This is a genomic window from Streptomyces sp. NPDC004111 (assembly GCF_042874215.1).
GTDB lineage: Bacteria > Actinomycetota > Actinomycetes > Streptomycetales > Streptomycetaceae > Streptomyces.
Genome location: NZ_JBIAMU010000003.1, coordinates 1 through 24352 on the forward strand (window position 1 = coordinate 1; position 24352 = coordinate 24352).

At 69.5% G+C, this 24352-nt stretch carries 20 protein-coding genes and 1 pseudogene; 12 read left to right on the forward strand and 9 right to left on the reverse strand.

Going from position 1 to position 24352, the window contains the following annotated elements:
• From ACFYVL_RS07060 to ACFYVL_RS07080, 5 genes are all read right to left on the reverse strand, one after another.
• A partial coding sequence (locus ACFYVL_RS07060) for a transposase (RefSeq protein WP_389241821.1) occupies positions 1–248 on the reverse strand: 248 nt, incomplete at its 3' end.
• Positions 249–498: 250 nt separating this feature from the next.
• Positions 499–786, reverse strand: coding sequence for a hypothetical protein (locus ACFYVL_RS07065; RefSeq protein ID WP_389241822.1), 288 nt, complete (start codon positions 784–786; stop codon positions 499–501).
• A gap of 916 nt (positions 787–1702) precedes the next feature.
• Entirely contained in the window at positions 1703–2272 is a 570-nt protein-coding gene (locus tag ACFYVL_RS07070) for a DUF6189 family protein (RefSeq protein WP_389241823.1), read from the reverse strand.
• A 447-nt stretch (positions 2273–2719) separates the two neighbouring features.
• Positions 2720–3454, reverse strand: a complete 735-nt coding sequence (locus ACFYVL_RS07075; protein WP_389241824.1) for an SDR family oxidoreductase — start codon at positions 3452–3454, stop codon at positions 2720–2722.
• Positions 3451–3717 (reverse strand): Atu4866 domain-containing protein, encoded by a 267-nt coding sequence (locus tag ACFYVL_RS07080; RefSeq protein ID WP_389241825.1) that lies wholly within the window; start codon positions 3715–3717, stop codon positions 3451–3453. Before ACFYVL_RS07080 ends, ACFYVL_RS07075 begins: the two co-directional genes overlap by 4 nt.
• Before the next feature lie 141 nt (positions 3718–3858).
• On the opposite strand from ACFYVL_RS07080, the gene ACFYVL_RS07085 reads away from it, so the two are divergent.
• The 5 genes and pseudogenes from ACFYVL_RS07085 to ACFYVL_RS07105 all read left to right on the forward strand — a co-directional run bounded on the left by ACFYVL_RS07085 (position 3859) and on the right by ACFYVL_RS07105 (position 9944).
• Positions 3859–4692, forward strand: a complete 834-nt coding sequence (locus ACFYVL_RS07085) for a helix-turn-helix transcriptional regulator (RefSeq protein WP_389241826.1) — start codon at positions 3859–3861, stop codon at positions 4690–4692.
• 347 nt (positions 4693–5039) lie between these two features.
• Complete coding sequence (locus ACFYVL_RS07090; RefSeq protein ID WP_389241827.1) at positions 5040–5495, forward strand: hypothetical protein; 456 nt, start codon at positions 5040–5042, stop codon at positions 5493–5495.
• Positions 5496–5766: 271 nt separating this feature from the next.
• Positions 5767–6420, forward strand: a complete 654-nt coding sequence (locus tag ACFYVL_RS07095; RefSeq protein ID WP_389242536.1) for a TetR/AcrR family transcriptional regulator — start codon at positions 5767–5769, stop codon at positions 6418–6420.
• A 97-nt stretch (positions 6421–6517) separates the two neighbouring features.
• A pseudogene (locus tag ACFYVL_RS07100) lies at positions 6518–8048 on the forward strand (FAD-dependent oxidoreductase).
• 543 nt (positions 8049–8591) lie between these two features.
• On the forward strand, positions 8592–9944 hold the full coding sequence (locus ACFYVL_RS07105; protein WP_389241828.1) for a lipase family protein: 1353 nt from the start codon (positions 8592–8594) through the stop codon (positions 9942–9944).
• A 48-nt stretch (positions 9945–9992) separates the two neighbouring features.
• Here ACFYVL_RS07105 and ACFYVL_RS07110 read toward each other — a convergent pair whose 3' ends face one another.
• Together ACFYVL_RS07110 and ACFYVL_RS07115 are read right to left on the reverse strand one after the other, a co-directional pair.
• The gene (locus tag ACFYVL_RS07110) at positions 9993–10445 is read right to left on the reverse strand and encodes an SRPBCC family protein (RefSeq protein ID WP_389241829.1); all 453 of its coding nucleotides are present in this window, start codon (positions 10443–10445) and stop codon (positions 9993–9995) included.
• Positions 10446–10704: 259 nt separating this feature from the next.
• Positions 10705–11310 carry a TetR/AcrR family transcriptional regulator gene (locus ACFYVL_RS07115; RefSeq protein WP_389241830.1) on the reverse strand — a complete coding sequence of 202 codons (606 nt, stop codon included), beginning with the start codon at positions 11308–11310 and terminating at the stop codon, positions 10705–10707.
• Between the two features lie 277 nt (positions 11311–11587).
• Between ACFYVL_RS07115 and ACFYVL_RS07120 the strand changes: the two genes are divergently transcribed.
• From ACFYVL_RS07120 to ACFYVL_RS07130, 3 genes are all read left to right on the forward strand, one after another.
• On the forward strand, positions 11588–13252 hold the full coding sequence (locus tag ACFYVL_RS07120; RefSeq protein WP_389241831.1) for an amidohydrolase: 1665 nt from the start codon (positions 11588–11590) through the stop codon (positions 13250–13252).
• 102 nt (positions 13253–13354) lie between these two features.
• Positions 13355–14830 (forward strand): purine-cytosine permease family protein, encoded by a 1476-nt coding sequence (locus ACFYVL_RS07125; protein ID WP_389241832.1) that lies wholly within the window; start codon positions 13355–13357, stop codon positions 14828–14830.
• Positions 14831–15564: 734 nt separating this feature from the next.
• Positions 15565–16788, forward strand: coding sequence for a serine hydrolase domain-containing protein (locus ACFYVL_RS07130; RefSeq protein ID WP_389241833.1), 1224 nt, complete (start codon positions 15565–15567; stop codon positions 16786–16788).
• A 363-nt stretch (positions 16789–17151) separates the two neighbouring features.
• On the opposite strand, the gene ACFYVL_RS07135 is transcribed toward ACFYVL_RS07130, so the two are convergent.
• Positions 17152–17514: a hypothetical protein gene (locus ACFYVL_RS07135; protein WP_389241834.1), complete on the reverse strand. Its 363-nt coding sequence runs from the start codon at positions 17512–17514 to the stop codon at positions 17152–17154.
• A 386-nt stretch (positions 17515–17900) separates the two neighbouring features.
• Positions 17901–18254, reverse strand: a complete 354-nt coding sequence (locus tag ACFYVL_RS07140) for an ANTAR domain-containing protein (protein WP_389241835.1) — start codon at positions 18252–18254, stop codon at positions 17901–17903.
• A 565-nt stretch (positions 18255–18819) separates the two neighbouring features.
• Between ACFYVL_RS07140 and ACFYVL_RS07145 the strand changes: the two genes are divergently transcribed.
• From ACFYVL_RS07145 to ACFYVL_RS07160, 4 genes are all read left to right on the forward strand, one after another.
• A complete protein-coding gene (locus ACFYVL_RS07145; RefSeq protein WP_389241836.1) occupies positions 18820–20457 on the forward strand; it encodes an NB-ARC domain-containing protein in 1638 nt (545 codons plus the stop codon).
• Positions 20458–20641: 184 nt separating this feature from the next.
• Positions 20642–22240, forward strand: coding sequence for a hypothetical protein (locus tag ACFYVL_RS07150; RefSeq protein ID WP_389242538.1), 1599 nt, complete (start codon positions 20642–20644; stop codon positions 22238–22240).
• Positions 22241–22374: 134 nt separating this feature from the next.
• On the forward strand, positions 22375–22968 hold the full coding sequence (locus tag ACFYVL_RS07155) for an RNA polymerase sigma factor (protein WP_389241837.1): 594 nt from the start codon (positions 22375–22377) through the stop codon (positions 22966–22968).
• On the forward strand, positions 22965–23765 hold the full coding sequence (locus ACFYVL_RS07160) for an Ada metal-binding domain-containing protein (RefSeq protein ID WP_389241838.1): 801 nt from the start codon (positions 22965–22967) through the stop codon (positions 23763–23765). The genes ACFYVL_RS07155 and ACFYVL_RS07160 overlap by 4 nt, the downstream gene beginning before the upstream one ends.
• Positions 23766–24352 lie beyond the last annotated feature (587 nt).

Consider the following 24352-nt stretch of genomic DNA (forward strand, 5'->3'; position numbering starts at 1 on the left):
CGTTCCTCCTCCAGCTCACGGACCTTCTTCCGCAAGGCGGCGTTCTCCGCTTCCAGCGGTGCCGGCGGCACGGCTGGTTCCTGTGTCCGCCGTCCTCGGGGACGGCTCACCCCGGCTGCCCTCACCCAGTTCCGCAGCGTCTCCGGATTGATCCCCAGATCGGCGGCAACCGACCTGATCGTCGCTTCCGGCCGCGACTCGTACAGCGCGACCGCGTCCGCCTTGAACTGCGGCGGGTAGTTCTTCATGACCACGAGATGTCCGTTCTCAGATCCTCAGGATCCAGTGTCTCGTGTGTTCAACATAAGGGGGTAAGGCCCATGCGTCGTCGTTTCCGGTGTCCGCCGGGCTGGTGGCGCTGTTCGCGGCAACGGCGTCCAGTACCGCTCGGACCGCCGCACACACGACGCTGTCGTTCCGGAGGGCGCCCCAGTGATCGTGCCGTACGGGACGTTCGTCCATGTCGAGGAGGGCGTGCAAGGGCGGGCACGACCGGGGTCACGGGCCCTGGCGGATCGGAGCGGCCTTCGCGGCGGGAGCGGTGTTGCCCGTGGCCGCGAGAGCGCCGATCGTCTTCAGGATCTCGAAGCGCACCGTCATCTGCGGGTCCCGGGCAGCCTCGACGAGGACGGGCCGCATCTCGGCCGCCGCCCGCACCGCGCTGCCGTCGCCGATGGCCGCGTAGTGCAGGTTCGTACATGCCTGTTCGGCTGTGGTGCGGCTCGCCGGCCAGAGCACATCCAGTACTTCGGGGCCGTAGTGGTCGTCGCCGTTCGGGCCGGCCACCTACGGCCAGTCGCCTTGTGCGGCAAGCCGCGCCAGTCGGCACGCTCGGGTGTCCGGTGCGGGCATAGCGCGGCTCGCCGCCCTTCGTCATGATTGCGCGGTGAGGCCCAGCAGAGGAAAGGTCAGCGGGCGATTGCCCCTGCGCCCGTCCCAGGCTTCGTAGACCAGCGCCTGCGGACCAGCGATCCGCAACCCGTCGCGCAAGCCGCTCACCGTCATCCCCGCCAGTTCGCGATAGCCGTCCGACGACGACGGCCAGGGCAGTTCGCTCCACCAGTTGTGCCCGTAGGCGGTGTCCTCGGGCAGCAGTGAGCCCGCCCCGCGGCCGGACCATCAGCGCCCGACGCGGGAACCGCGTGGACCGCCTGGCGCTGGGCGTGGCTTTCAACTCCCATGTGCGGTCCAAGGACCGCAGCCGTTCGGCGAGTTCGACAACCTCAGCGTCACTCAACGCACGCCATTGCGTCATACGTCCCCGGAGTGCGGCGCCCTCAGCGGCCCGCCCCGGCCTCTTCGTCCCCCACGCGGACACCCCGTATCCGACCGACACTTCGCCGACCATGGCACACAGCCGCCGCGCCCGAACCTGCCCACCAGCCGCCTGTGCGGTCGTCCGAGGTTCGGGAACTTCGCGGCTCCTTGGGAAGGCGGCGCCCGCCCCCGACACGGGCCTGGCCTGATCAGCCACGAACCATGCGCCGTTGCCACGTAAGCAACTCCCCCATGGCAACAACGTTCCGCCGCTTCGCGACACCCAGCCCAGGGGCCGGGTTCCAGCGGGGAATCGGTAGTGGGCTGGTGCTCGATCAGCAGCACCCTGCCGACTTCGGCGGCCAGTTGGCCGAACTCGGCCCTGGCTTCAGCCCTGGTGGACAGCGGCTTGGCGGCTTGTCGAAGCCCTTCGTCCTGGCCGAATTCAGTCGTCCTGGCGCTGCTCGCGTTCGCGGATTCGGCGTACGTGTCGGGCGTGCTGACCCGCGTGGGAGTGTTGGGCGCGGTCGATGGCGAGTACTTGGGGGTCCGCCGCCCGTTCGTACAGCTCGACCTCGAAGTCGCTCGCGTCCGTGTCGACCAGCCGTGCCAGGGTGTCCCGGTCCTGCGCGGCCGACGGGCGCATGCGCACCTCCTCCCGCCACACCTGACCGCTCGCCTCGGCCTCGTCCATCGCGCCGACATCCGTGGGGCGCGGCCGACGAAGGACGAGCACGTCCCGCAGGAGGCACGCGAGTACGGGCTCCATGTCGTACCGCACGCTCGCGCTGGCGGAGGACGTGAGGTGCTCAAGCAGGAGTCTCAGGTCGCGGTAGTCCTCGGGAGACACCGGGATTCTCTTCTCGGCGAGCGATCCGACCAAGGTGTCAAGCGCGATGAGCCACTCACCGGCACCGTTGGCTCCGCGCATCGAGGCGGCGTGCTGCGCCGGCAGCTTCGGCGCGAGCCGTTCGACGACTTGACCGGTGCGCTTGGCGAACTCGCCAGGTTCCATGACGCCCCCTTCGTCAACCTCAAGAACTTCCGACAACAGTACGCGTTCACGGCATGACGAACCGGGGTGTCCGTACGATCTGTTCGCGACGGCCAGCCTGGAAATCGGCGGTCCGGCCGCGAGAGGGCGGGCTCCGGTGTGTACCGGGGCGGGCCCCTTGTCTGCTCGTCTTCTTGTCTTCGAGGACCGCGCTCGCGCGCACAGGACGGAGCAGAGGATCGATACGCGCGAACTGCGCGACGCGGGTACGTGACTGCCCGAAGGGTGGCTGGCCGCGCTCCTGCCCCCGCCCCCCAGCCACCCCCTTGAGCGAACTCACCGCCCCGCAATCACGGTGGAGGAAGTACTGCGCCCACTATGGCGCGAGGCGAACAGAGCCCACCTTGTACGTCCCAGCGCCGGTGCAGGCGACACGGCCGCGTTCAACACATGTGGCACTGCTGCAACTCATTGGGCGCTTGCGGCGGGACGGACGACGATTTCGTTGATGTCGACCTGCGAAGGCTGGGAAATGGCGTAGGCAATGGCCTCCGCGATGGCGGAGGCAGGCAGTGCCACGGCGCGGTAGGTGCGCATGGCCTCCCTGGCAGCAGGGTCGGAGATGCTGTCGGCGAGTTCGGACTCGGTCACACCCGGGGAGACGAGGGTGACCCGGATGTTCCCGGTCGACTCCTGGCGCAGTCCTTCGGAGATCGCGCGGACGGCGAATTTGGTGGAGCAGTACACGGCGGCGGTGGGAGACACCTCGTACGCGCCGACGGAAGCGACGTTCACGAAGTGCCCGCAGCCCTGAGCGCGCATCACGGGCAGGGCGGCGGCGATACCGTGCAGGACTCCCCGCACGTTCACGTCGATCATCCGGTCCCACTCGTCGACCTTCAGCGCTTCCAGGGGCGAGAGCGGCATCACTCCGGCGTTGTTGACCACGACATCCACACGGCCGTATTGCTCACGGGTGGCGGACACGAAGGCCCGGACATCGGCAGCATCCGTCACATCTAGCCGCTGGAACGCCGCGGTGCCGCCTCCGGCAGTGATCGCCTTGTTCAGCGCTTCGAGACGATCGGTGCGCCGTGCTCCGAGGAGCAGCTGGTGGCCGTCGGCGGCAAGCCGGCGGGCGGTCGCCTCTCCGATTCCGCTGCTCGCTCCGGTTACCGCCACGACCTTGGCTGTGTCCGTCATGCCTGCATTCCCTCTCGGTACAGCACGAGGTGCTCGTGGTAGAGCACGCCATCGCGGATGTCGCCCGTCGCGGTGAACCCGGAGTCGTCGACGTAATCGATGTGGTTGCCGGTCACCGTGTAGCGGCCCGTGTACGCGCTGCGCCGGTTGCCGCGGGCCTCGTCGTACCTGCCGTCCGGCAGCAACTCCTGGCGGATGTGACCGTCCGAGGTGACCCACATGCCGACCACGCCGGCATGTCCCTCCTCCGTGTTCGCGGTCATGACGAACTCCCCTCGTCCAAAGGTGTGGATCTTTCCTGCCCGACCGAGTCTGGCCAGGCCGAAGGCCGCCGACCAGGACGTGTGTTGCCTGGGTGCACCACACCCAGGCAGCACACCGCCCCTGCGGCCTAGCCTGAGGACATGACCGACAACCACCTGGGAGAGTTCCTCCGCGCACGCAGGGCGGCCCTGCGGCCGCAGGACGTCGGCATGACGAGCTACGGCGTACGCAGAGTCGCCGGGCTGCGCCGTGAGGAGGTCGCCGTCCTGGCCGGGGTGAACGCGGATTACTACACCCGCCTGGAACAGGGACGCGAACGCCACCCCTCGGCCCACGTACTCGACGCGCTCGGCCGCGCCCTGCGCCTGGACCCCGACGCACACACGCACCTGCACCAGCTGGCCGGGACGGTGCCGAGCAACCAGTTCACCCACACTGTGGACCGGGTCAGTCCCGCCCTTCGCCAGCTGATGGACGGCTACCCGGGCGCCCCGGCGTTCGTCATCAACCGGACGTTGGACATCCTGGCGACCAACGCCCTGGCCGAGGCCCTGCACTCGCCCTTCGAGCCGGCGGACAACCTGGCCCGCATGACTTTCCTCGACCCGGCGGGCCGACACTTCTACACCCGGTGGAGCTACACGGCGCAGGCCACCGTGGGCCACCTGCGCCAGGCGGCCGGCCTCGACCCGGACAACCCGCGGCTGCGCGAGCTCGTCCGCATCCTCACCGAGCACAGCACGGACTTCACCCGCCTGTGGACGACCCACACCGTGCGTGGCAAGACCCAGGACGCCAAGCACTTCCTCCACCCCGACGTCGGCACCCTGACCCTCACCTACCAGGCCTTCGACGTACGCGACGCGCCAGGTCAGCAACTCGTCATCTACCAGGCCGAACCCGGCTGCCCCAGCGCCCAGGCCCTCAACCTGCTCGGCTCCCTCAGCGCCACCTCGAACCAGACCGCCAGATAGCCGAAAGCGCCGGGCCGGATCCGCCGAGTCGCTGACCAAGGCCTGATTCGCCGCCACCTTGTCGTGCAGGGATCAGACTCCCTGGCGATTCCCTACCTGAAATCGATGCAGCAGCGGACCGCTTCGGCAGCCTGCCGGTCCGACAGCCCACGTCCACGATCGGCCGCACAAGTCCCCGGCACAGCGCTCCACTTCGCTGTTCGGGTTCGGCCGGGACGGCAGTCTGGAGGCGGGCTGGTCGCCCTGTGCCCGGCTCGTGTCCGCACGGTGCAAGACTGTGCACCCGTTCGATGGAGGCACGTGGCCTTCGTGTGGCGTTTGGGGGGACTGTGCGCAGGGTTGGTTGGGTGGCTGCGGCCGCCGGTGTTGTGCTGCTTGTGGCGGGGTGCGCCGGTGACGCCGGTGACGGCGGTGTGACGGTGAAAGCTGCCACGGTCGCAAAGGAGGTCGACAGGGCCGCGACCGCGGCCGGGTTCACCAAGGACTCGTCGATCGACCTGGTGGGCCCCGAGGTCAAGGAGTGCAAGGTCGACTGGGTGGCGGACGACCCCGGTAAGTCCGTCGATCCGAAGAACTCGTTCGCGGACACGATCGCCGGCCTGGTCAAGGCCGGCTGGACCGAGGGCAAGAGTGATCGGAAAGGCGACGTGGACGTGAGGATCGTGACCAAGGGGGACTGGGAGGTGCGAGGGGCAGCCGACCTGGGCAAGGGGATCAAGGCCGTGGTGTTCGCCGGGACCAATGCGTCCTCGGAGTGCGCCCCGCTCCTCATCGCCGAACTGGGGAAGGGAAGGAAGCACTGACGGTCCGGGCCACCAGCCCCGTCTCACGCTCTTCCGGGGGCGCGGGACGGGTCTGCTCCTTGGCCAAATTCTCGTACGTCTCAGATTTCGCCAGTGCGACCTGGTCCGTAACCACAGGAACGCATCGGACGCCGAGTATGCACATGACCGGCCGGGCCGCCTCCAGTCGTGCTTCGTCATGTTGTGCGACCGCACCAGGTAAATGCGTCATGGCGGCGACACGGCAACAAAAACATTGCCTAGGAACCGCCGCCCGGAGCGGCGCAATCAGGTGCTGTCCCGGGAGCGGATCATCGAGGCGGCGATCGAGCTGCTGGATTCGGGCGGTGAGGGCGCCATGACCACGCGGGCGCTCACCGAGCGGCTGTCCACCGGTTCGGGAGCGATCTACTACCGGGCGGGCAGCCGGGACGACCTGTTGGACACCGCGACGGAGGTGCTCGTCACCGCCGCGCTGGAGGCCAGGCCCGTACAGGCTTCCGCCGCGCCCGGCGACGAGATCCGCACCGTGGCCCTGGCCTTGTTCTACGCGATCGCCGAACACTCGTGGTTGGCGGCGCGACTGACTCAGCAGGTGGTACGCAGGCCGTTCGGGCCCGTGACGGTCGGCATTTTCGAGCGGATCGGTCGTCAGGTCGGCGCGCTCGGTGTGCCGCAGGCGTGCTGGTTCGACGCAACGTCGACGCTGGTGCACTACATCCTCGGCGCCGTCAGCCAGAACACCCGGACGGAAGGCGACGCCCCGGACGGCTCGCACGACCGTGGCGCCTTCCTCGCCACGACCGCAGCGGCCTGGCAGGACCTCGACGCCGAGGAGTACCCGTTCATGCACGCCGTCGCCGGTCAGATCAACGCCCACGACGACCGCGTGCAGTTCCTCACCGGCATCGCCGTGATTCTCGGCGGTCTGACACAGCTCGGCTAGCTCGTCCCAGCCGTCCCGGCCCCGCCCCGGTCGTCCCGGCCGCCCCAGCGGCCCCGGTAGCCCCCCTCAGCTTGTGCGGTGAGAGAGGAATCCCCAGATGCGCGACGTAGTGATTGCAGGCGGCGGTCCGGTCGGCCTGTTCCTGGCCACCGAACTCGCCCTGGGCGGCGCCCGCGTCCTGGTCCTGGAACGCGACGAGGACGCCACCTCGCCGTGGAAGGCGCTCCCGCTGGGCCTGCGGGGCCTGAGCGCCGGGTCGGCCGAGACGCTTTTCCGCCGGGGCGGGCCTGCTCGATGCCCTCATCAGCGCCTCACACGCCGATCCTGCGCGGATTGGCGCAGCCCCCGACGCCGTCGAGGCACCCCACCCGCGGGACGTGAGCCACTTCGCGGGCATGGGGCTGGACGCGGCCGACATCGACGTGTCCTCGCTGCCCTTCCGGCTGCCCAGCCCGGCCATGGAGGGCTTCATGACCAGCCTGGAGGCGGTCATCTCCGTGATGGCCGAGCGCGCAAACGCGCTCGGCGTGGAGATCCTGCGCGGCAGACCGGTCACGGCCCTCACGCAGGACGCCGAGCAGGTCACGGCTATGACGGCCGGCGGCCAGGAGTACCGAGCGCGCTATCTGGTGGGCTGTGACGGCAGGCGCAGCACGGTGCGGGGCCTGGCGGGCTTCGACTTCGTCGGTACGGATCCGCTGTTCACCGGGTACGTCGCCCAGGTCGCCCTCACTGACCCCGAGCGGCTGTCGCCGGGCTTCAACCTGACGGACCAGAGCATGTACCTGCGCACGCCCTTCGAGGGCCACCTCGGGATGATGGACTTCGACGGCGGAGCCTTCGACCGGTCCCAGCCGCTGACCCGCGAGCACCTCCAGGAGGTCCTGCGCCACATCACGGGTTCCGATGTGTCCTTGAACGAGGTGCTCCTGGCCTCCAGCTTCACCGACCGTTCGATGCAGACCACGACGTACCGCAACGGGCGCGTCCTGCTGGCCGGGGACGCCGCGCACATCCACGCGCCGCTCGGTGGCCAGGGTCTCAACCTCGGCATCGGCGATGCCGTCAACCTCGGCTGGAAGCTGGCCGCGACCGTGCGCGGCACCGCGCCCGAGGGTCTGCTGGACACCTACACCAGCGAGCGCCACCCCGTCGGGGCTGCGGTGCTCGACTGGTCGCGTGCCCAGGTGGCGACCATGAGGCCGGGTCCCAACGCCGCCGCGCTGCGCAAACTGGTCCACCAGCTGCTGAGCACCAGCGACGGCACCACGTTCGCCTACCGCCGCACGACGGGCCTGTTCCACCGCTACGACCTGGGCGATGCCCACCCGTTGGTGGGCTGCACCGCACCCGACTTCCGCTTCGAGGCCGGCAGCCGTCTGAGTGACCTGCTGCGCCAGGGCCGGGGCGTCCTGCTGGACTTCCGCACCGATGAACTGCTGCAGCGTGCGGCCAAGGCCTGGGAGGGCCAGCTCTTGTACGTGGCCGGCCCGGCCCGCAACGACCTCGGCTTCAGCGCCGTACTCGTCCGCCCGGACGGCGTCGTGGCCTGGGCCGCCGGAGACGACTGGAACCCGGGCACCTTTGAACAGGCCGCCACTCGCTGGTTCGCGGACACCCAGAACTAACCCGCTCCCGTGTCTTCGCCGTCCACACGGACGGGCCCCCACACACAGACCGCCGTCGTCCGACGGTCGACCGGCATCACGCGTGCCCGAGCCGTTCCCGCGCGCCCCTCCCCCGGCGCCGTACTGTCGCAGCGATGACCGAAGCACGCACGGCTACGTCGGCAGCCGTCGGCGCAGCGGCCATCGGTGCGGGCAACAAGTGGCCGTACCCATCCGACCAGGTCAACCCCACGTCGATCGTCGTGCCCTGTCGCGGACACGACGTACAGCTGCGCGAGCCACGACGGAAAGTTGCCTACGAATCCACCCGAGACGGACGCGCAGATCGTCAACCGGATCAAGGGCGCGGCCGACGGCCGACGCGACCCCCGGGCCGGCCACGGGTCGAACACCAGCCGGATCACGACACGACCCTCCACACGGAGCAGTCTTGTTAGAACTATGGTCAACTCGCTTACCTACTGGTAACTTTCGGCGCTGTTTACCAGTGGGTAACACCCCGCTGGCATCCCCGTGCCCCCACGAGACGAATCCGAGGGAACCATGCAGCGCACCGCACCTGGGAAGCTGGCAGCCGCAGTCGTCACCGTGCTGGCCGTCACCGCCGTACCCACGGCCACGGCGACGACCACAGCGACGGCCGCCCCGTCCACCTCCGCCGTCACAGCGAGCGATTCGTTCTACACCTACGACGGCAGCAAGCCCCTGGCGTCGTACGCACCCGGAGACGTGCTGAAGACGCGGACCCTGAAGTACCACGTCCTCGGCATCCCCACACCGGTCCAGGCCACCCAGTTGCTGTTCCGCACGGTCGACGCGCAGGGCCGGCCGTCCGCCGGGGTGACCTCGATCGTGCGCAGCCCGAACGGCGACGGAAGCAAGGCGGTGTCGTACCAATCGTTCTACGATTCCCTCAACCCCGAGGACTCCCCCTCACGGGCCATCGCCGGTGACGTCTCCCTCGGCGGCCTGATCGCCAACGGCGAGTCCCTCCTCCTGGTCCCCCTGCTGCTGTCGGGCTACAACGTCGTCATCCCCGACACCGAGGGCCAGAACGCGAACTTCGCCGCGGGACCGGAGTACGGCACGAACACCCTCGACTCGATCCGGGCCGCGAGCCGTTCCCCGGAGACCGGCCTGAACTCCGCCACCCGCTTCGGCATGGCCGGCTACTCCGGCGGAGCCATCGCCACCCACTGGGCCGCCGTTCTCGCACCGGACTACGCGCCGGACGTCAACAAGAGACTGGTCGGCTACGCCGAGGGCGGGCTGCTCGTAAAGCCGTCGCACAACCTCAAGTACATCGGCGGCAGTTCGATCTGGGCCGGTGTCGCCCCCATGGCCGTCATCGGGGCCGCCCGCGCGTACGACATCGACTTCACCCCCTACCTGAACGACTACGGCCAGCAGGTCTTCAAGAAGCTGAAGTACGGGTCGATCGTCAACGCCCTCGGCCAGTACCCGGGACTGACCTGGAAGAAGATGGTGAAGCCGCAGTACTCCGACCCGAATTCGGTGGCCCCCTTCGTCGAGGCCGTGAACAAGCTGAACCTCGGAACGGCCGCCACCCCGACGGTCCCCGGGTACATCGCCCAGGGCAACGGGGGCGTCTTCGAGGGCACCCTCAGCAATCTCCCCGGCATCGGGCGGGGCGACGGCGTCATGGTCGCCGGTGACGTGCGCTCCCTGGCACGGCAGTACTGCGACAAGGGCGACGCGGCCGTCAAGTACCAGCAGTTCGACGCGCTGAGCCACGTCGGCGCCGCTGTGCCCTGGGCGCCCGTCGCCCTGGGCTGGCTCAACGACAGGTTCGCGGGCAAGGCTGCGCCGTCCGACTGCGGCCGGATCCCGGCGGGCAACTCCCTCGCACCGGAGGTGCCCACCACCGGTTCCTGACCGCGACTCCCGTCAGCGGCTCCCGCAGCCCCGCCCGCCCCGCCCCGTTCAGGCGCGCGGTACGGCGGCCTCCACGGCGTGCGGGAGCCGCGTGACGATGTCGTCCCCGAGCCGTTCGAACTCTCCCCGGAGGAACGGGGTCGCCAGCGCGGCGAACCCCTTGAACCTGATCGTCGCGCGGTACGTGACCTCGGTCGCCGCGCCGTCCGAGCCCAAGGGCCTGAAGGTGAGGTCGTCGGTGGAGTCGGCGGTCTTGTTCGTGCCCCGGAACACCAGCCGGTCCTCCGTGAGCCGTGCAAGCCGGTAGACGAGTTGCGTGGTTCGCCCCCTGAACTCGGACGTGTTGTGCCAGCGGGCCCCTTCGGTCAGCGGTCCGTCGCCGATCCGGGTGCAGGACCGGGTCCCGGGATCCCAGTCCACGGCGTGCGCGAAGTCCGCGAGGTAGTCCACGGTCTCCCGCATCGGCCGGTCCACGACGAAGCGGCGCTCTACGTTGATCATCTGGTCTCCAGGTCGGTCGGGGGTCGGTCGGGCAGCGGGATGTCCGCCCACGATCGCAGTTCGCTCTTCGCGTTTCTCCCCCGAATCCCGCTTTTCAGGCAAACGCGTCCTGTTCGCCCGGGAGACGCCACCGGGGTCGCATGTGCCCGAGGTGTTGCCGCGCGCCAAGTAGCGGCCCCGGGCCGCCTGCTGGTGGCGGCCCAGGAGGCGCCCTCAGCGCAGGACGCGATCACTTACTTCAACTGGTGCGGGCGGGAATTCACTTCGTGCGAAGGACGCCGGCGACGGCGGCATGGAGCATGGTGCCGCGGCTCTGGGAGTCGCCCCAGCGGACGAGGCTCTGTGCGTTGAGCCCGTCGACCATGCCCAGGATCTGCCAGGCGGCGGCGACGGCGGAGTCGGGACGGAACTCGCCCGATGCCGTACCGCGCTCGACCACCGAGAGAATCAGTTCCTGCCAGGAGTCCATCTCTTTACGGACGGCGTCCGCAAGAGCCTCGTTGCGCAGGCCGTGGGCCCAGGCTTCGACCCAGACCAGGGTGACGTCGTCCCGGCGTGAGTCGATCATCGTGTCCAGGAGGGCGTCCATGCTCGCCGTGGGGCTGTCGGATGCCTCGACGAGAGCGGCCACTTCCTGGCGTTCGTCGGCCACGATCCGCTGGAAGGTGTCGGCGACGAGGCGGTCCATGCCGTCGATGTAGTGGGCGACCAGTGCGGGAGTGACTTCCGCACGGCCGGCCACCGCACGAAGCGTCAAGGCGCCGATCCCGGCTTCGAGAGCGAGGGAGTACGCCGCGGCGACGATGTCGTCGGCACGCTCCTGCGGGGATTTTCTACGGGCGCGTGTCCGATTGGCTGTTGACATGGTGCAGACACCCTAATACTTTCAGCCGCATTGTTGATCGCGCGATCAATAACTCGCCACGGACACGGCGGGGCGGCCCACCCCGGCCCCCACGTGCCCGGGACGAAGCTCCCGGAGAGGCCGAGCCGGACAAGCCCGGCGACGCCATGTCCCGATCCGGGCACGTCGAGCCCATGCCCTCGACGGCTGCCCGTACCGAGCACCACCCGCCCGCATCCCGTGGTGAGTACCGAACTCGCCCGGTCCCCTGCCGCACACGATCCAAAAGGACCCGTACATGTCCGAGAGCTCCGAGAGCACTGTCTATGTCAACGCCGTCGTCTTCGACGGGCTCGCCGAAGGGCCGCGCCACGAAGCCTTCGCGGTGCGCGGCGAGCGGTTCCTGGCTGTCGGTTCGGCGGACGAAGTGCGCCTGGCGGCGGGCACGGACGCCAAGGAGGTGGACCTCGGCGGATCGTTCGTCATGCCCGGAGTGATCGAGGCACACGCGCACCTGTCGATGTTCGGCCATGCCCAGGGGAAGGTGCAGTTGCGCGATTGCACGACCGTCGAGCAGATCCAGGAGCGGCTCCTCAAGGCACGTCGTGAGAACCCGGACGCCCCGCGGATCGAAGGCGTGGGCTGGCTGTTCGACGCCTTGCCCGCAGGCGTCTCGCAGCCGACCGCCGCGATGATCGACGCGGTGATCGACGACGTCCCGGTCTTCCTCGACGCGAACGACCTTCACTCGACGTGGGTGAACTCGGCGGCGCTGCGGGCCGCGGGCATCGACCGCACCACCGTCGACCCGATCGGCGGCGAGGTGGTACGCGACGAGGACGGCGAACCGACCGGCTTCCTGCTGGAGAATGCGGCGTTGGATCTCGCGCTGTCCTACCTCGAAAGCGTTACCACGGAGCATGAGGGTGACATGCACCTGACACAAGCATTCGACGCCTATCTCAAGGCCGGGGTGACGGGGGCCGTGGACATGGGGATGGGTGAGAGCTCCTGGGCGGCCCTACGCCGTCTTCTGGGGCGGGACGGACGCCTGCCGTTCCCCGTCTCCGCGCACTGGCTGATCAACCCGACCGGCGACGCCGTCGCCGATCTCGCGCAGGTGGAGCGGGCCGTGCAACTGCGCGACGAGCTCGCCGCCGAAGGTACGCCGTGGCTGCGTGTCGCCGGTATCAAGCTCATTCTCGACGGCGTGATCGATGCGTGCACCGCGGCCATGGTGCGCCCCTACGCCGACGGCACGAACGCGGATCCGATCTGGAACCGGGAAGCGGTGATGCCGGTCGCCATCGCCGCCGATCGAGCCGGGCTGCAGCTCGCGATGCATGCGATCGGCGACGCGGCGAGTGAGCTCGCGGCCGACATCGTCGTGGCGTGCGAGCAGGCCAACGGAGAGGATGCCGCACGCCGTCCTCGCATCGAGCACCTTGAGTCGGTGGCCCCGCAGACGGTCGCCCGGATGCGCGCGCACGGCATCGTCGCCTCGATGCAGCCGGTGCACTGCGATCCGGGGATCCTCGACAACTGGATGGCCGTTCTCGGCGACCAGCGCGCCGAGAACGGATTCCCCTGGGACTGGTTCCGGGACGGGGAGGTACCGCTCGCGCTCGGCACGGATGCCCCCACGGCTCCGCACGAGGCGCTGCACAACCTGTTCATCGCGACGTCCGGCCGCTCGGCGCTCGACCCGGCGCTGACGCCGTACCGCCCCGAGCGCGCATTCACCGCCGCGCAGGCGCTGGCCGCAGCCACCAGCGGGGCGGCGTTCGCCGGACGGATGGACAACACGTACGGACGTATCGCTCCCGGGTTCTACGCGAACGCCGCGGTGCTCGACCTCGACCCGCTCTCCCGGCCGAGCGACGACCTGCTGTCCGGTTCCGTGCTCCTCACCCTCGTCCACGGCGACGTCGCCCACCGCGCCCCCACGGCAAGCGACAGCTGAGGTCCCCGTCACCACCCGGCAGCCCGAGCACCTGAATCACCCCTCCGTCACTCACCACTGACCTGCGTCGGCGCAGGCCGGAGAATTGCTGAAAGGCACGCCATGTCCGCGACATCTGCCAGTTCGGCCAATCCGCAGCGGGATACCCCCTCCCTCCCACCTCAACGAGAGGTCCTCACTACGGCGACCGCGCCCGAAACCCGCGGCATCGAGGTGGTCGAGGACGACGCGCGTCACGGCAGGGCGCGCGACCTCTTCTTCGTCTGGTCGGCGCCCGGCATCAGCGTGCTGAACCTCACCGTGGGAGCGTCTACGACGCTCGTCCTCGGCCTGGAGATCTGGCAAGGTCTGCTCGTACTGTTCGCCTCCTCGTTCCTGGCGATCCTGCCGGGATACGTGGCGATATCAGGGCCCGCCGCCGGCACCTCCGGCTCGGTGATCCAACGCGCCATCTACGGCATCCGCGGCAACAAATTCGTGATCGCCTTCTACGGGTGGTTCATCTCCGGCGTGTTCCTCGCCCTCAACTGGGTCGCCGCCTCCTTCATGGGAGCCGAGCTGCTGACGCGGTGGAGCTTTCCGGATCAGACCGTCGCTCTCGTCCTCGTCGCCGTCGTCACCGCCGCCGTCACCGTCCTCGTCGCCATCTACGGGCACGCTCTGATCCTGCGCGCCTACATGGGTATCGCGATCGGGCTGTCCGTGATCTTCGCCGCGGTTCTGGGGTTCATCGCTCCCTCGATCAACTGGGGCTTCGCCCAGGCGGCACCGCTCGGCGGCCTGCCCCTGTGGTCCAGCCTCACGATCGCCTTCGCACTGTTCTCGTCCTCCCCTCTCTCGTTCAGCAACAGCGCCGACATGTCCCGCTACCTGCCACGTGACACGAAGCCGTCCCGAATCGTCGGAGCCACTGCCCTGGGCAATGTGTTCCCGGGAGTGATCATCAGCGCCTTCGGGGTCGTCCTCGGCGGCACCGTCGGCGCCGAGAGCCTCGAACGTGGCATCGAGTACTCACTGCTGGAGCAACTGCCGCTCTGGCTCGCCCCGGCCTTCGTCCTCGGGGTCATCGTGAACACGATCGCGCTCAACGGCATGACCATCTACTCCGCCAGCATGGCATTGCAGTCCATCGGCGTGCCGATCCGGCGGATCCCGTCAGCGGTCCTCATCGGCGTGCTCGGCACGGCCTTCACCATCGTCCTCGTGATGTCGTCGAGCCTGATCGACTCGGTCAACCTGATGCTCCAGTTCCTGCTCGTGATCTCCGTCCCCACCATGGCCGTGTACGTGGCGGACATCGCGCTTCGCCGCAACCGCTACCACGGACCCGAACTGTTCGACGAACGCCCCGGCGGGACGTTCTGGTACACCGGCGGCTTCGGCATCGCCGGCCTGGTCTCCGTCATCGCCGGCGCAGTCGCCACCACACTGTTCCTGTCGACCACCGTGTGGACAGGACCTCTCGGCGCCGCCCTCGGCCACCTCGACCTCTCCGTCCCCGTCGGCATGCTGGTCTCCGTCGTGCTGTACGCGCTGCTGGCCGGCCCAAGCATCCGCAAGCAGACAGCCGCACACTGACGCTGCTCCGCAAGGCACTCACCCAGGTGGAACAGCCCCTCGGCCAGAGGCCATGAACGCAGGCGTCGTAGGGGTCAGGCCGCACGGTTCAACAACCGTCGCGGCCTGACCCTGCGTTTGGGTGAAGCTGGTGGAAGGGTGACCCGTCCTCGGTCCCCGTAGGTTGAGGTGTCTCTGAAGTTGCGGCTCGCTTCGCCGAGTTCAGTTCGTGGCATCCCATGCGGTCGAAGACCCGAGCTCGCCAGGTGAGCGTGAGGCCGTAACTGCCCAGCCGGACCAGTAGCTCCGCCAGGGTGACGTAGTGCCGCCCGGCGGCGCGCCCCACGTGTGGGGCAGTCTCCCGCCAGGCCGCGAAGGAGATCACGTGCGTGGCGGACGATGTTTCACTCAGAAGCTCAGCACCCTGCCCCCCGAGGAGTCCCTGACTACTACTCACCCGGCAAGAGAGGCCGCGGCCCGGTAAAGGCCGGCGCCGGCGAAGAACCGGCGCCGCGAAATGCGTGAGGCCGCAGTTGATTCGGGAGATGGTGCGGCTTCACTGCCACGGGCGCGAGGAGTCGACTCACACCTGCGAGCAACTTCAACGCCGCCCCGAAAGCCACAGATCGGACCACTTCCCCCGATACGCATACGTCGACGCTCTGCCCCCAACCATCAACCCTGGAGCTCCGGTTCGGCGTCTCACTCTCCACAGGGGACGCACAGGCCCCTCCAACGATCCGGAGACGTCACCCATGAACCATCGGCCCGTCTTACGCACCGCATCCCTTGCCCTGGCACTGACGGCAACCCTGACGGCGGCCACCCTCGCCCCTACCGCGTACGCCCAGCCGTCCACCGCCACTTCCGCCGACGGCGGTCACCAGGCGACCCGGGCCGCCCTGCGCGCGATGGTCGAGCAGGGCACACTGCCCGGTGTCGCCGCCGAGACGTGGGAGGACGGGCGGGGCAAATGGACCGGGACCGCCGGGGTCGCCGACACCGGCACCGGCCGGAAGCGGACCGCCGACGACCACTTCCGCGGGGCCAGCATCACCAAGACGTTCATCGCGACCGTGCTGCTCCAGCTGGAGGCCGAGGGAAGGCTGCGGCTGGACGACTCGGTCGAACGGTGGCTGCCGGGGCTGGTACAGGGCAACGGCTACGACGGCCGCCGGATCACCCTGCGCCAACTCCTCAACCACACCAGCGGAATAGCCGACTACACCGACGACGACGCCTTCATCCGCACCGCCTCCGGCCTCGGCTTCCCCGAGCACCGATACGACACCCACACCCCCGAGAAACTCGTCGCCATTGGCCTCAAGCACGCCCCGCCCGCCCCCGACCCGCAGCACTCCCCGGACTACTCCAACACCAACTTCGTCATCGCCGGGATGGTCATCGAAAAGGTCACGGGGCGTTCGTACGCCCGCGAGGTCACCCGCCGCCTCATCAAGCCGCTGAAGCTGCGCGGCACCTCCTTCCCCGGCACGTCGCCGCACCTCCCCGCCCCGCACCCGGTCGGCTACTCCCGCCTCCACGAGACGGCCCCCGATGCCGAGATCCACGACGCCACCGAGCAGAACATGACCTGGCTGGGCGCGGCGGGAGACGTCATCTCCACGACAGGCGACCTCAACCGCTTCCAACGCGCCCTGATGCGCGGAGAACTGCTGCCGCGCGCACAAATGAAGGAGATGCTGACCGAGGTTCCGACGGGGCAGGGGATCGGGTTCGGGCTCGGCGTCGAGTTCGCGCAGATGTCCTGCGGGGTGAAGGTGGTCGGCAAGACCGGCCGGACCAACGGGTCGCTGTCCGCGATGGTCGGCACCCCGGACGGGAAGCACCAGCTGACGTTCAACGCCAACGGGGACTGGCTGAGGGACCAGGCCCTGTACGAGAACGTGGTCGATGCGGAATTCTGCGGCAAGCCGGACCGCAAGTCGCGCGCGGCGGGCTTTGCCCCGGCACCCTAGTCCGTACTCGGGGTGCTGCTCGGCGGGTTCGGGGAGCCCGCCGAGCGGTGCGGCCAGCATCTGGTGCCGCTCCACCAGCGCGCCCGGTCCAGTACGCGCTGGTCGAACCCGGCTGCGGGGTGGTGACACAGCGACATCTCGGAGCAGTCGGCGAACACGTACAAGAACGCGGACTCGACCGCACACCCCACGGACTGCTCAGGCTCCGGAAACAGGGGCGCCGACGGTCCTGAACTGCCCGACAGTCCCTGCCGCCTGCCCGTAAGCCCACCGCTCCAGGGAACTCCGTCGGCCCGCCCTTCCTGCGCGGCGGCCCCCGCACCGACCTCGCCCGCGGCGACCGACCGGCTTTCCGTGAACCGGTCAGTCGCTGTTCTCGCCTCCGGCCAGCCCGTCCGCATCGGGGCCGGTTGCCGCGCGCCGTGCCTGCTCGGCGCGGTGCTCGTACTCGGCCGCCCGGTCCGGCTGTTCGGCGGCCAGCCGCTCGTACTCGCGGGTCAGTTCCCGTTGTGCCGCCCGCAGCTTGGATGCCGCCGCCACGAAGCCTTCCTGAAGGCCGCGCACCTTGTTCTCCAGGACCTCCCACCGGGCGGGGTCCTTGCTGTCCTGCAGCACCTCGGACTCGGCCATCTCACTCTCCACGATCCGCTGCTCCCGCTCCTCGCGGGCCTCTGCCCGCCGCAGCGCCGCCTCACCGCGGTCCAGCCGCTCCTGGCTTGCCTCCACCAGCCCCCGGGCCCGCTTCAGGGCCTCGTAGGAGCGCTGCTGATGGCTGACGGTCTCCCGCCCCGATCTCCGCGACTGCTCGTCCAGCCGACTTTCCCATCCGGCCAGCCGGGCCTGCCCGACGAACCCCTGTCAGAGGCATCGGGGCCCATAACAACCAACCGGCCACCGCCCTCCCCCGCGCTCTCCCTGAAAGGGCCCCCTGACGCGCCCTGCGGCGGCCGGCCCACGTTTCCGATCGCGACATCCCTTCACCAGCAGGTTTCACGGACGGGCGGACGCGGCCAACGGGCTGTTCCGACTGCGAGGGCGATCGCAGGGCCGTCCCCGTTCATGGGACTCATCAGCGGCGCGCGGAAAGATGCGTGGCGTGCTCGCAGGCAACGCTAGGCGGCCAGGCCCCGGTGCTGCACGACCCGGCGGGCGAGAGCGGCACAGGGCTGGTTCGTTCTGCGGCTGTGCTCCTGCAGCAGGAACAGGGCCTGGTCAGGGGTGCAGTGAAAGCGGGCAGCGAGGATGCCCTTGGCCTGTTCGGTCACCCGGGCAGCATCCACCCATTCCACACCCCGCATGTCAGTGCGGTCCGGGGCAGCCGGAACAGGCGAGTGGCCGGGCGGGTCCGCGCGCAGGGCGTGGGAGAACACGCGCATCGAAATCGCGCGCAACCGCATCTCGACCGCCTGCCGACGCTTGCGGGCGGCCCACGCAGTCAGGACCACGGCCCTGGCGCGCTGCTCCATGTACTGCTGGGTACGCGCGTCCCACATCACGGGCTCGCCCGGAACACCACCAGAAACCCTCACGCAGTCCTCCCCCTCCTGTCGGCACAGCGCAACGGGACCAGTCTTCCCCATCACAGCCCTGGTGGACGGCACCTTTCCGGATGTCCCGAACTCGCCGCAGTCACCGTTTTACTTTTCCTGGGTACGTTGCGCGGACCGCTCTTTGCGCATCCCGGCCCCCCGTGCACACGGCCCGCTTCCCGAACGGCGAGTCCCTCCCGACGCGGCAGTACCCCTCCCGGGAGGACCCAGCGGCGGAGCACCCCGCAGCCGGAGTCGCCAGGATCAAGAAGCTCAGCAGCAAGGTCAGCCGCCTCCGGAGGTTCATCAATCCCGCGCTGCCGCTTCTGCGAACCGAATCAGTCCTCCTTCGCCTTCCGGTGCGACGACCGAGGCGGGAGGATCGCGTTCTATGGGAAGTCGGGGGCGTTGGGGTGGACGTATCGCCGTAGCCGTGTGCTTGGGGGCGGTTGTGGCGCTCCTGGTGACCGCGGTACGCGGTGGGTGGGACAAGGCCGACCCGATGGCCAGCGTGTTCGGTGGCATCGCGGGGATCTCGGCGCTGGTTCTTCCGCTGATCCTCGCCTCGCGTCCGCGTGCCGGGGTGAGCGGAGATCCACCGCCGCCTCCCGCTCAGCTGGTACCCGACTGGGTGGTGGACAGGGCCGAGGCCGAACAGGTCGTCGCGGCCGTCTGCCGCCGTGGTCGAGGACGTCGTGACAGCGCCGCGGTGGGGATCACGACCGCACTGGACGGGGCGGGCGGCTTCGGAAAGACGATGCTCGCGCGCGTGGCCTGTGCGCATCCCAAGGTGCGTCGGCATTTCAAGGGCCGCATCTACGTGGTCACGATCGGGCGGGATGTGCGCGGCAGGGTGGCCATCGCGGCGAAAGTCGCGGAAACCATCCGCTTCATCACGGGCGACACCCTGGAAGTCGGCCAGGACCCGGAGCAGGCAGGTGACCACCTGGGGCGCCTGCTGGCCGAGCGTCCTCGCACACTGATGGTGATCGACGACGTGTGGGAGCCCGAACAACTGGAGCCCTTCCTGCGCGGGGCGCGGGACCAGTGCGTCCGCCTGGTGACCACTCGTGTTCCGGCGGTGCTTCCGTCGGGTACGTCCCGCGTCACGGTCGACAGGATGTCCCCGGCCCAGGCGCGGGCCGTCCTCACCCATGACCTGCGGCCCGCACCACCGAACGACATGGTGAACGCTCTCCTGAAGCAGACCGGGAGGTGGGCCCTGTTGCTGCGTATGGTCAACCAGGTCGTCGTCGCCCAGGCAGCCACGGGCGCCGACGTCCGTGAGGCGGCCCGGCACGTACTGGATCGGTTGCGCGCGATGGGCCCGGCGGGGCAGGACCCTGCCGCACCCCTGGACCTGGATGATCCGCACCGCAGGAACAGCGCCGTGCGTGCCAGCATCCAGGCAGCCACCACTCTGCTGCCGCCCGATGGAGACCGCAGGTTCACGGAGCTCGGGATCTTCACCGAGGACGAGACCGTCCCCCTCTCCTTGGTGGCGATGCTGTGGCAGGCCACCAGTGGGCTGGACGAGCCCCAGGTGAGAACGCTGTGCAAGCAGATGGCGGACCTCTCCCTGTGCACGCTCGACACCGCCGTTCGTGGCGGCACCCTCGCACTCCATGACGTCGTTCGTGACTACCTGCGTGCTGAGCTCGCCTCCGATCTCCCCTCCGTGAACGCCGCCCTGGTCGACGCGGTCGCAGCGACTCTGCCCGCCGATGCGGACCACACCTCGGGCGCCGGCTCCGATGCCGGTCCCGTGCCCCGTGTCGGCGCGGCTTGGTGGCAGGCCCGTGACGGCTACCTCCGGGACCACCTCATCGAGCACCTTGTCGACGCCGGACGGACCTCACAGGCAGAAGCGGTGGCGAGTCACTTCGAGTGGGTACGTGCCCGCCTTGACCAACGCGGACCGACCGCCCCCCCAGCGAGACCTGGACCGCCTGGGCACACCTACCGCCCGTGCCCTGGCCAGAAACCTGGCTCGTGCCGCCCATCTGCTCTCCCCCACAACGCCCCCGCACGCCCTCGACGCGGTCCTGATCAGCCGTATCTCGGAGGCTCCGCATTGGCAGACCGCTCGGACCCTTTCTCCGGATGTTCCTGCCCTCATAGACCGCTGGCCTCCCCCTGATCTGCCGGCATCCACTCTCATTCGCACCCTGAACGGTCACAGCGGCGCGGTGACCGCGGTGGCGGTCAGTCCTGACGGCTCCTGGCTCGCCACCGCCAGCGATGACGGGACGGTGCAGCTCTGGGACATCGCCACGGGCGAGAGAGGCCGTCGTCTGCCCGGTCACCGCGGCAGGGTGAACGCCATGGCGATCAGTCCGGGTGGTTCATGGCTCGCCACCGCCGGTGATGACGCGACGGTGGGGCTCTGCGATGTGGCCACCGGTACGAGATCGAGGACCCTGTCCGATTTCACAGGCAGGGTGGACACGGTGGCGATCGGGCCGGACGGTTCGTGGCTGGCCACCGCGAGCGTTGACGGAGTAGTGAGGATCTGGGACCCGGTCACCGGTGAGACGCTCAAGACCCTGGCGGGGCACATCGGCAGGGTGACCGCGATGGCGGTCGGTCCGGACGGCACCTGGCTGGCCACCTCCGGTGAAGACGGAACGGTGAGGATCTGGGACCCCAAGAATGGCGACACGCTGCAAATCCTGTCCGGCCATTCCGGCGGAGTGATGGCGGTGGCGATCAGTCCGGACGGCTCCTGGCTCGCCACCACCGGCTATGCCAGAACGGTACGAATCTGGGATCCGGCCACCGGCGCAAGGCTACGGACCCTGCCTGGTCACAGCGGCAGGGTGACCGCGGTAGCGGTCAGTCCGGACAGCTCCTGGCTCGCCACCACCGGAGAAGACGGAGCAGTACGCATCTGGGACACCGCCACGGGCGACCCGGTTCGAACACTGGCGGGGCACGTCGGCAGGGTGAACGCGGTGGTCATCGGCCCGGACGGTTCCTGGCTCGCCACCGCCGGTGAAGACGGAACGGTGCACGTGTGGGACTCTGTCGCGACGGCCGGGACGGCGCCGGCTCGGATCAGCCCCGCTGGTGCGGTGGTGGCGATCAGTCCGGACGGCTCGTGGCTCGCCACCGCGGTCGACTTCGGAATGATGCAGTTCTGGGACCCCGCGACCGGTTCACGCCTGCGAGCCGTGAGTTACGGGGGCACGGTCGCCCTGACGGTCAGTCCGGACGGCTCCTGGCTCGCCACCGCGAGTAGCGGACCGGTGGAGATCTGGGACACCGTCACCGGCGCCCAACTGCGGACCTTGAGCGGCCACACAAGCTGGGTGGCCGCCGTGGCCGTCAGCCCGGACGGTTCCTGGCTCGCCACCACAGGCGACGACGGAACTCTGCAGATCTGGGATCCGGATACCGGTGAAAGGCTGCGCGTGCTGGCGCGCGACGTGGGCAGAACCACCGCCCTGGCCTTCGGTCCTGATGGCTCGTGGCTCGCCACCGCCGGGGACGCCGGGACAATCCGCATGTGGGACACCACCACCGGAGCGACGCTGCGCACCTTGCAGAACACCGGCAGCTCTCGCAGCAGCGTGACCGCGATGACCGTCAGTGGGGACGGCAACTGGCTCGCGACCACGGACTACGAAGGGTCGGCGCGGATCTGGAACCTCGCAGCCGACGTGGCACCGCGGACCCTGACCGGTCACACGGGCTGGGTGGCCGCGGTGGCGATCAGCCCTGACTGCTCCTGGGCAGCCACTACGGGCGATGACGGAACGGTGCGGATCTGGGAGGCCGCCACCGGAGCTCCGGTCACCATGATGCGTACCAACAGTCATCTCTACACCTGTACCTGGCACCCCGACGGACAAGGGCTCTTCGTGGGCGGGGAGGCAGGGGTGTTCGGTTACGACGTGCGCCGCCCTGCTCGCGGTGGATGAGCCGGCCCTGTCGCCGGTCCTCTTTCATCCTCGGTAGTCCCACATCATCAGGATGTGGCCGGCCTGGCCAATGGCGCCGACGCGGATGCGACGCCGGTGCAACCTTCCGACCGGACCTGGTGTTTCAGTAGGCGATGGACGACAACGCCGAGCGGCAACTGACCGAGCTCCTGGCGGTGGACCTCGACGACGGCTTCACGGAGCTGGTCAGGGTGCACGCCAGGACCGTGTACACGTACCTGCTCCGGGTCTCCGGTTCGCCCGCCGAGGCCGACGACCTGGGGCAGGACACGTTCCTGCGCGCCTATACGGCTCTGCGGGAGTACGGTCCCCAGCGCCGGGCAGTGCTCAGGCCTCGTGCCTGGCTGCTCACGATCGCGGCGAACGTGTGGCGCAACCACCTGCGCACCTGCTCCCGCCGGCCTGCTCTGGTCGGGGCGCCGCTGGAGGAGCCCCAGGATGTGTGGGCCGACCCAGGACCGGGACCGCAGGAGCGTGCCGTGCTCGCCGACGACCGGCGAAGGCTGGTCGCAGCCTTGCTCGAACTGCCCGAGCACCACCGCACGCCCGTCGTACTCCGCCACGTCCTGGGGCTCAGTTACGGGGAAGTGGCCGAGGTGCAGCAGTGCGCGGTCGGCACGGCCAGGGCTCACGTCTCCCGGGGGTTGGCCGGTCTACGCCGAATAATGGCCCCCGACCCAGCCGAACTGAAGGAGGTGACGACATGAGCAGCGGCCAGCATGCCTCGGACTCGCCCGCGGACGGGCCGATGCTCGCCGGACTCGCCGAGCAGCCGCCCGCCGGCTTCGGCGTGCGCGTGTTGCGCAGGGCCGGGATCCCGCGCGAGGTCTACGACGTCTACGTACGCCTCGACACGGCGGCCGGCGGACTGTTCGTGGCGTCGGGCCAGGAGGCGGTGACCGGCACCGCCCTGGACTCCGGAGGGTTGGACGCGACGGCCTTCGAGGAGTTGCACCGCGTCCGCACCGGACGCCCGTTGCTGTCCGCGGCCCGGCCCTTGCCCGGCGTCGTTCCTGCCCTGCGCACAGGACGTGCCCGGCGGCTGCGCATCGACCTCTCCCCTCTGGACCCGGTGGACCGGGACGTCCTCGAAGCGGTCCGCGCCATCCCCGCCGGGCAGCTCCGCCCGATCGGCTGGATCGCCCGGGAAGCAGGGGCCGCACCGGACGAGGTCCTCGGCGGGCTGGCTCGCAACCCGGCCACCGTGCTGATCCCCGGCCACCGTGCGGTGCACGACGACGGCACACCCTGCGATCTCGCCCACCCGCCCGGTGCTGCCGAGGCACTGCGCGCCGCCGAGGGCATCGACATGCGCAGGATGGCCGAACTGCTCCTCCGTGGCGCGGTGTTCCTCGGCAGCGACACCACCCGCATCTACTGCCATCCCACCTGCGCACACGCCCGCCGCATCACCCGGCCCCACCAAGTTCCCTTCCGTACCGCCCGCGAGGCGGGTCGGGCCGGATACCGGGCCTGCAGGAGCTGTCGGCCCGTCACCGTGTGACGACGGGCGCGGCCCACCCTCACCGGCCGAGAGGCCCGCGCCCGGCTCGCCCTGTCCGGGGCGCCCGGCGCGACTCACCGTCCCGGTGGGCCTGGGCCTGGCCACCCCGTTCAGCCGCCTCACCGTCATGACGCCGGGTACGTTCGTGGTCTTCGGGCACACCGCGAGCTGCCCACAACTGGCCGAGCACCTGAACCGGCCGTGCGCGCCCCTCGCGGTCGGCACTGCCCTGGGCGGTAACCCGGTGTGTCTCTTGTTGGCGGCGCCCTGATCAATGGGCGCACAAGGACCGTAACCAACGCGCACGGCACTCGGACGCCACGCACGATCGCGTCCCTGCGCGGTCCCCGCGCCCGCGCCTGCGGCGAACTCGGTCCGCGCCCGGTGCGCCGGTGCGTTCTGCCGCCCCGTTCCAGCGGAGCGGAAACGGCTGTGTCGGGCCTGGTCAGCGGCGCGCCGCCGGCTAAGGGACCCGTCGCCGGCGGTCAAGTGCCGCTGGAGAAGCGCCGAACGGCGTCTCCGTACGGTCCTTGTGCGACGACGGGAAGCACACCGAACCGCGTCGTTCCACGAACCCACGATTCGAC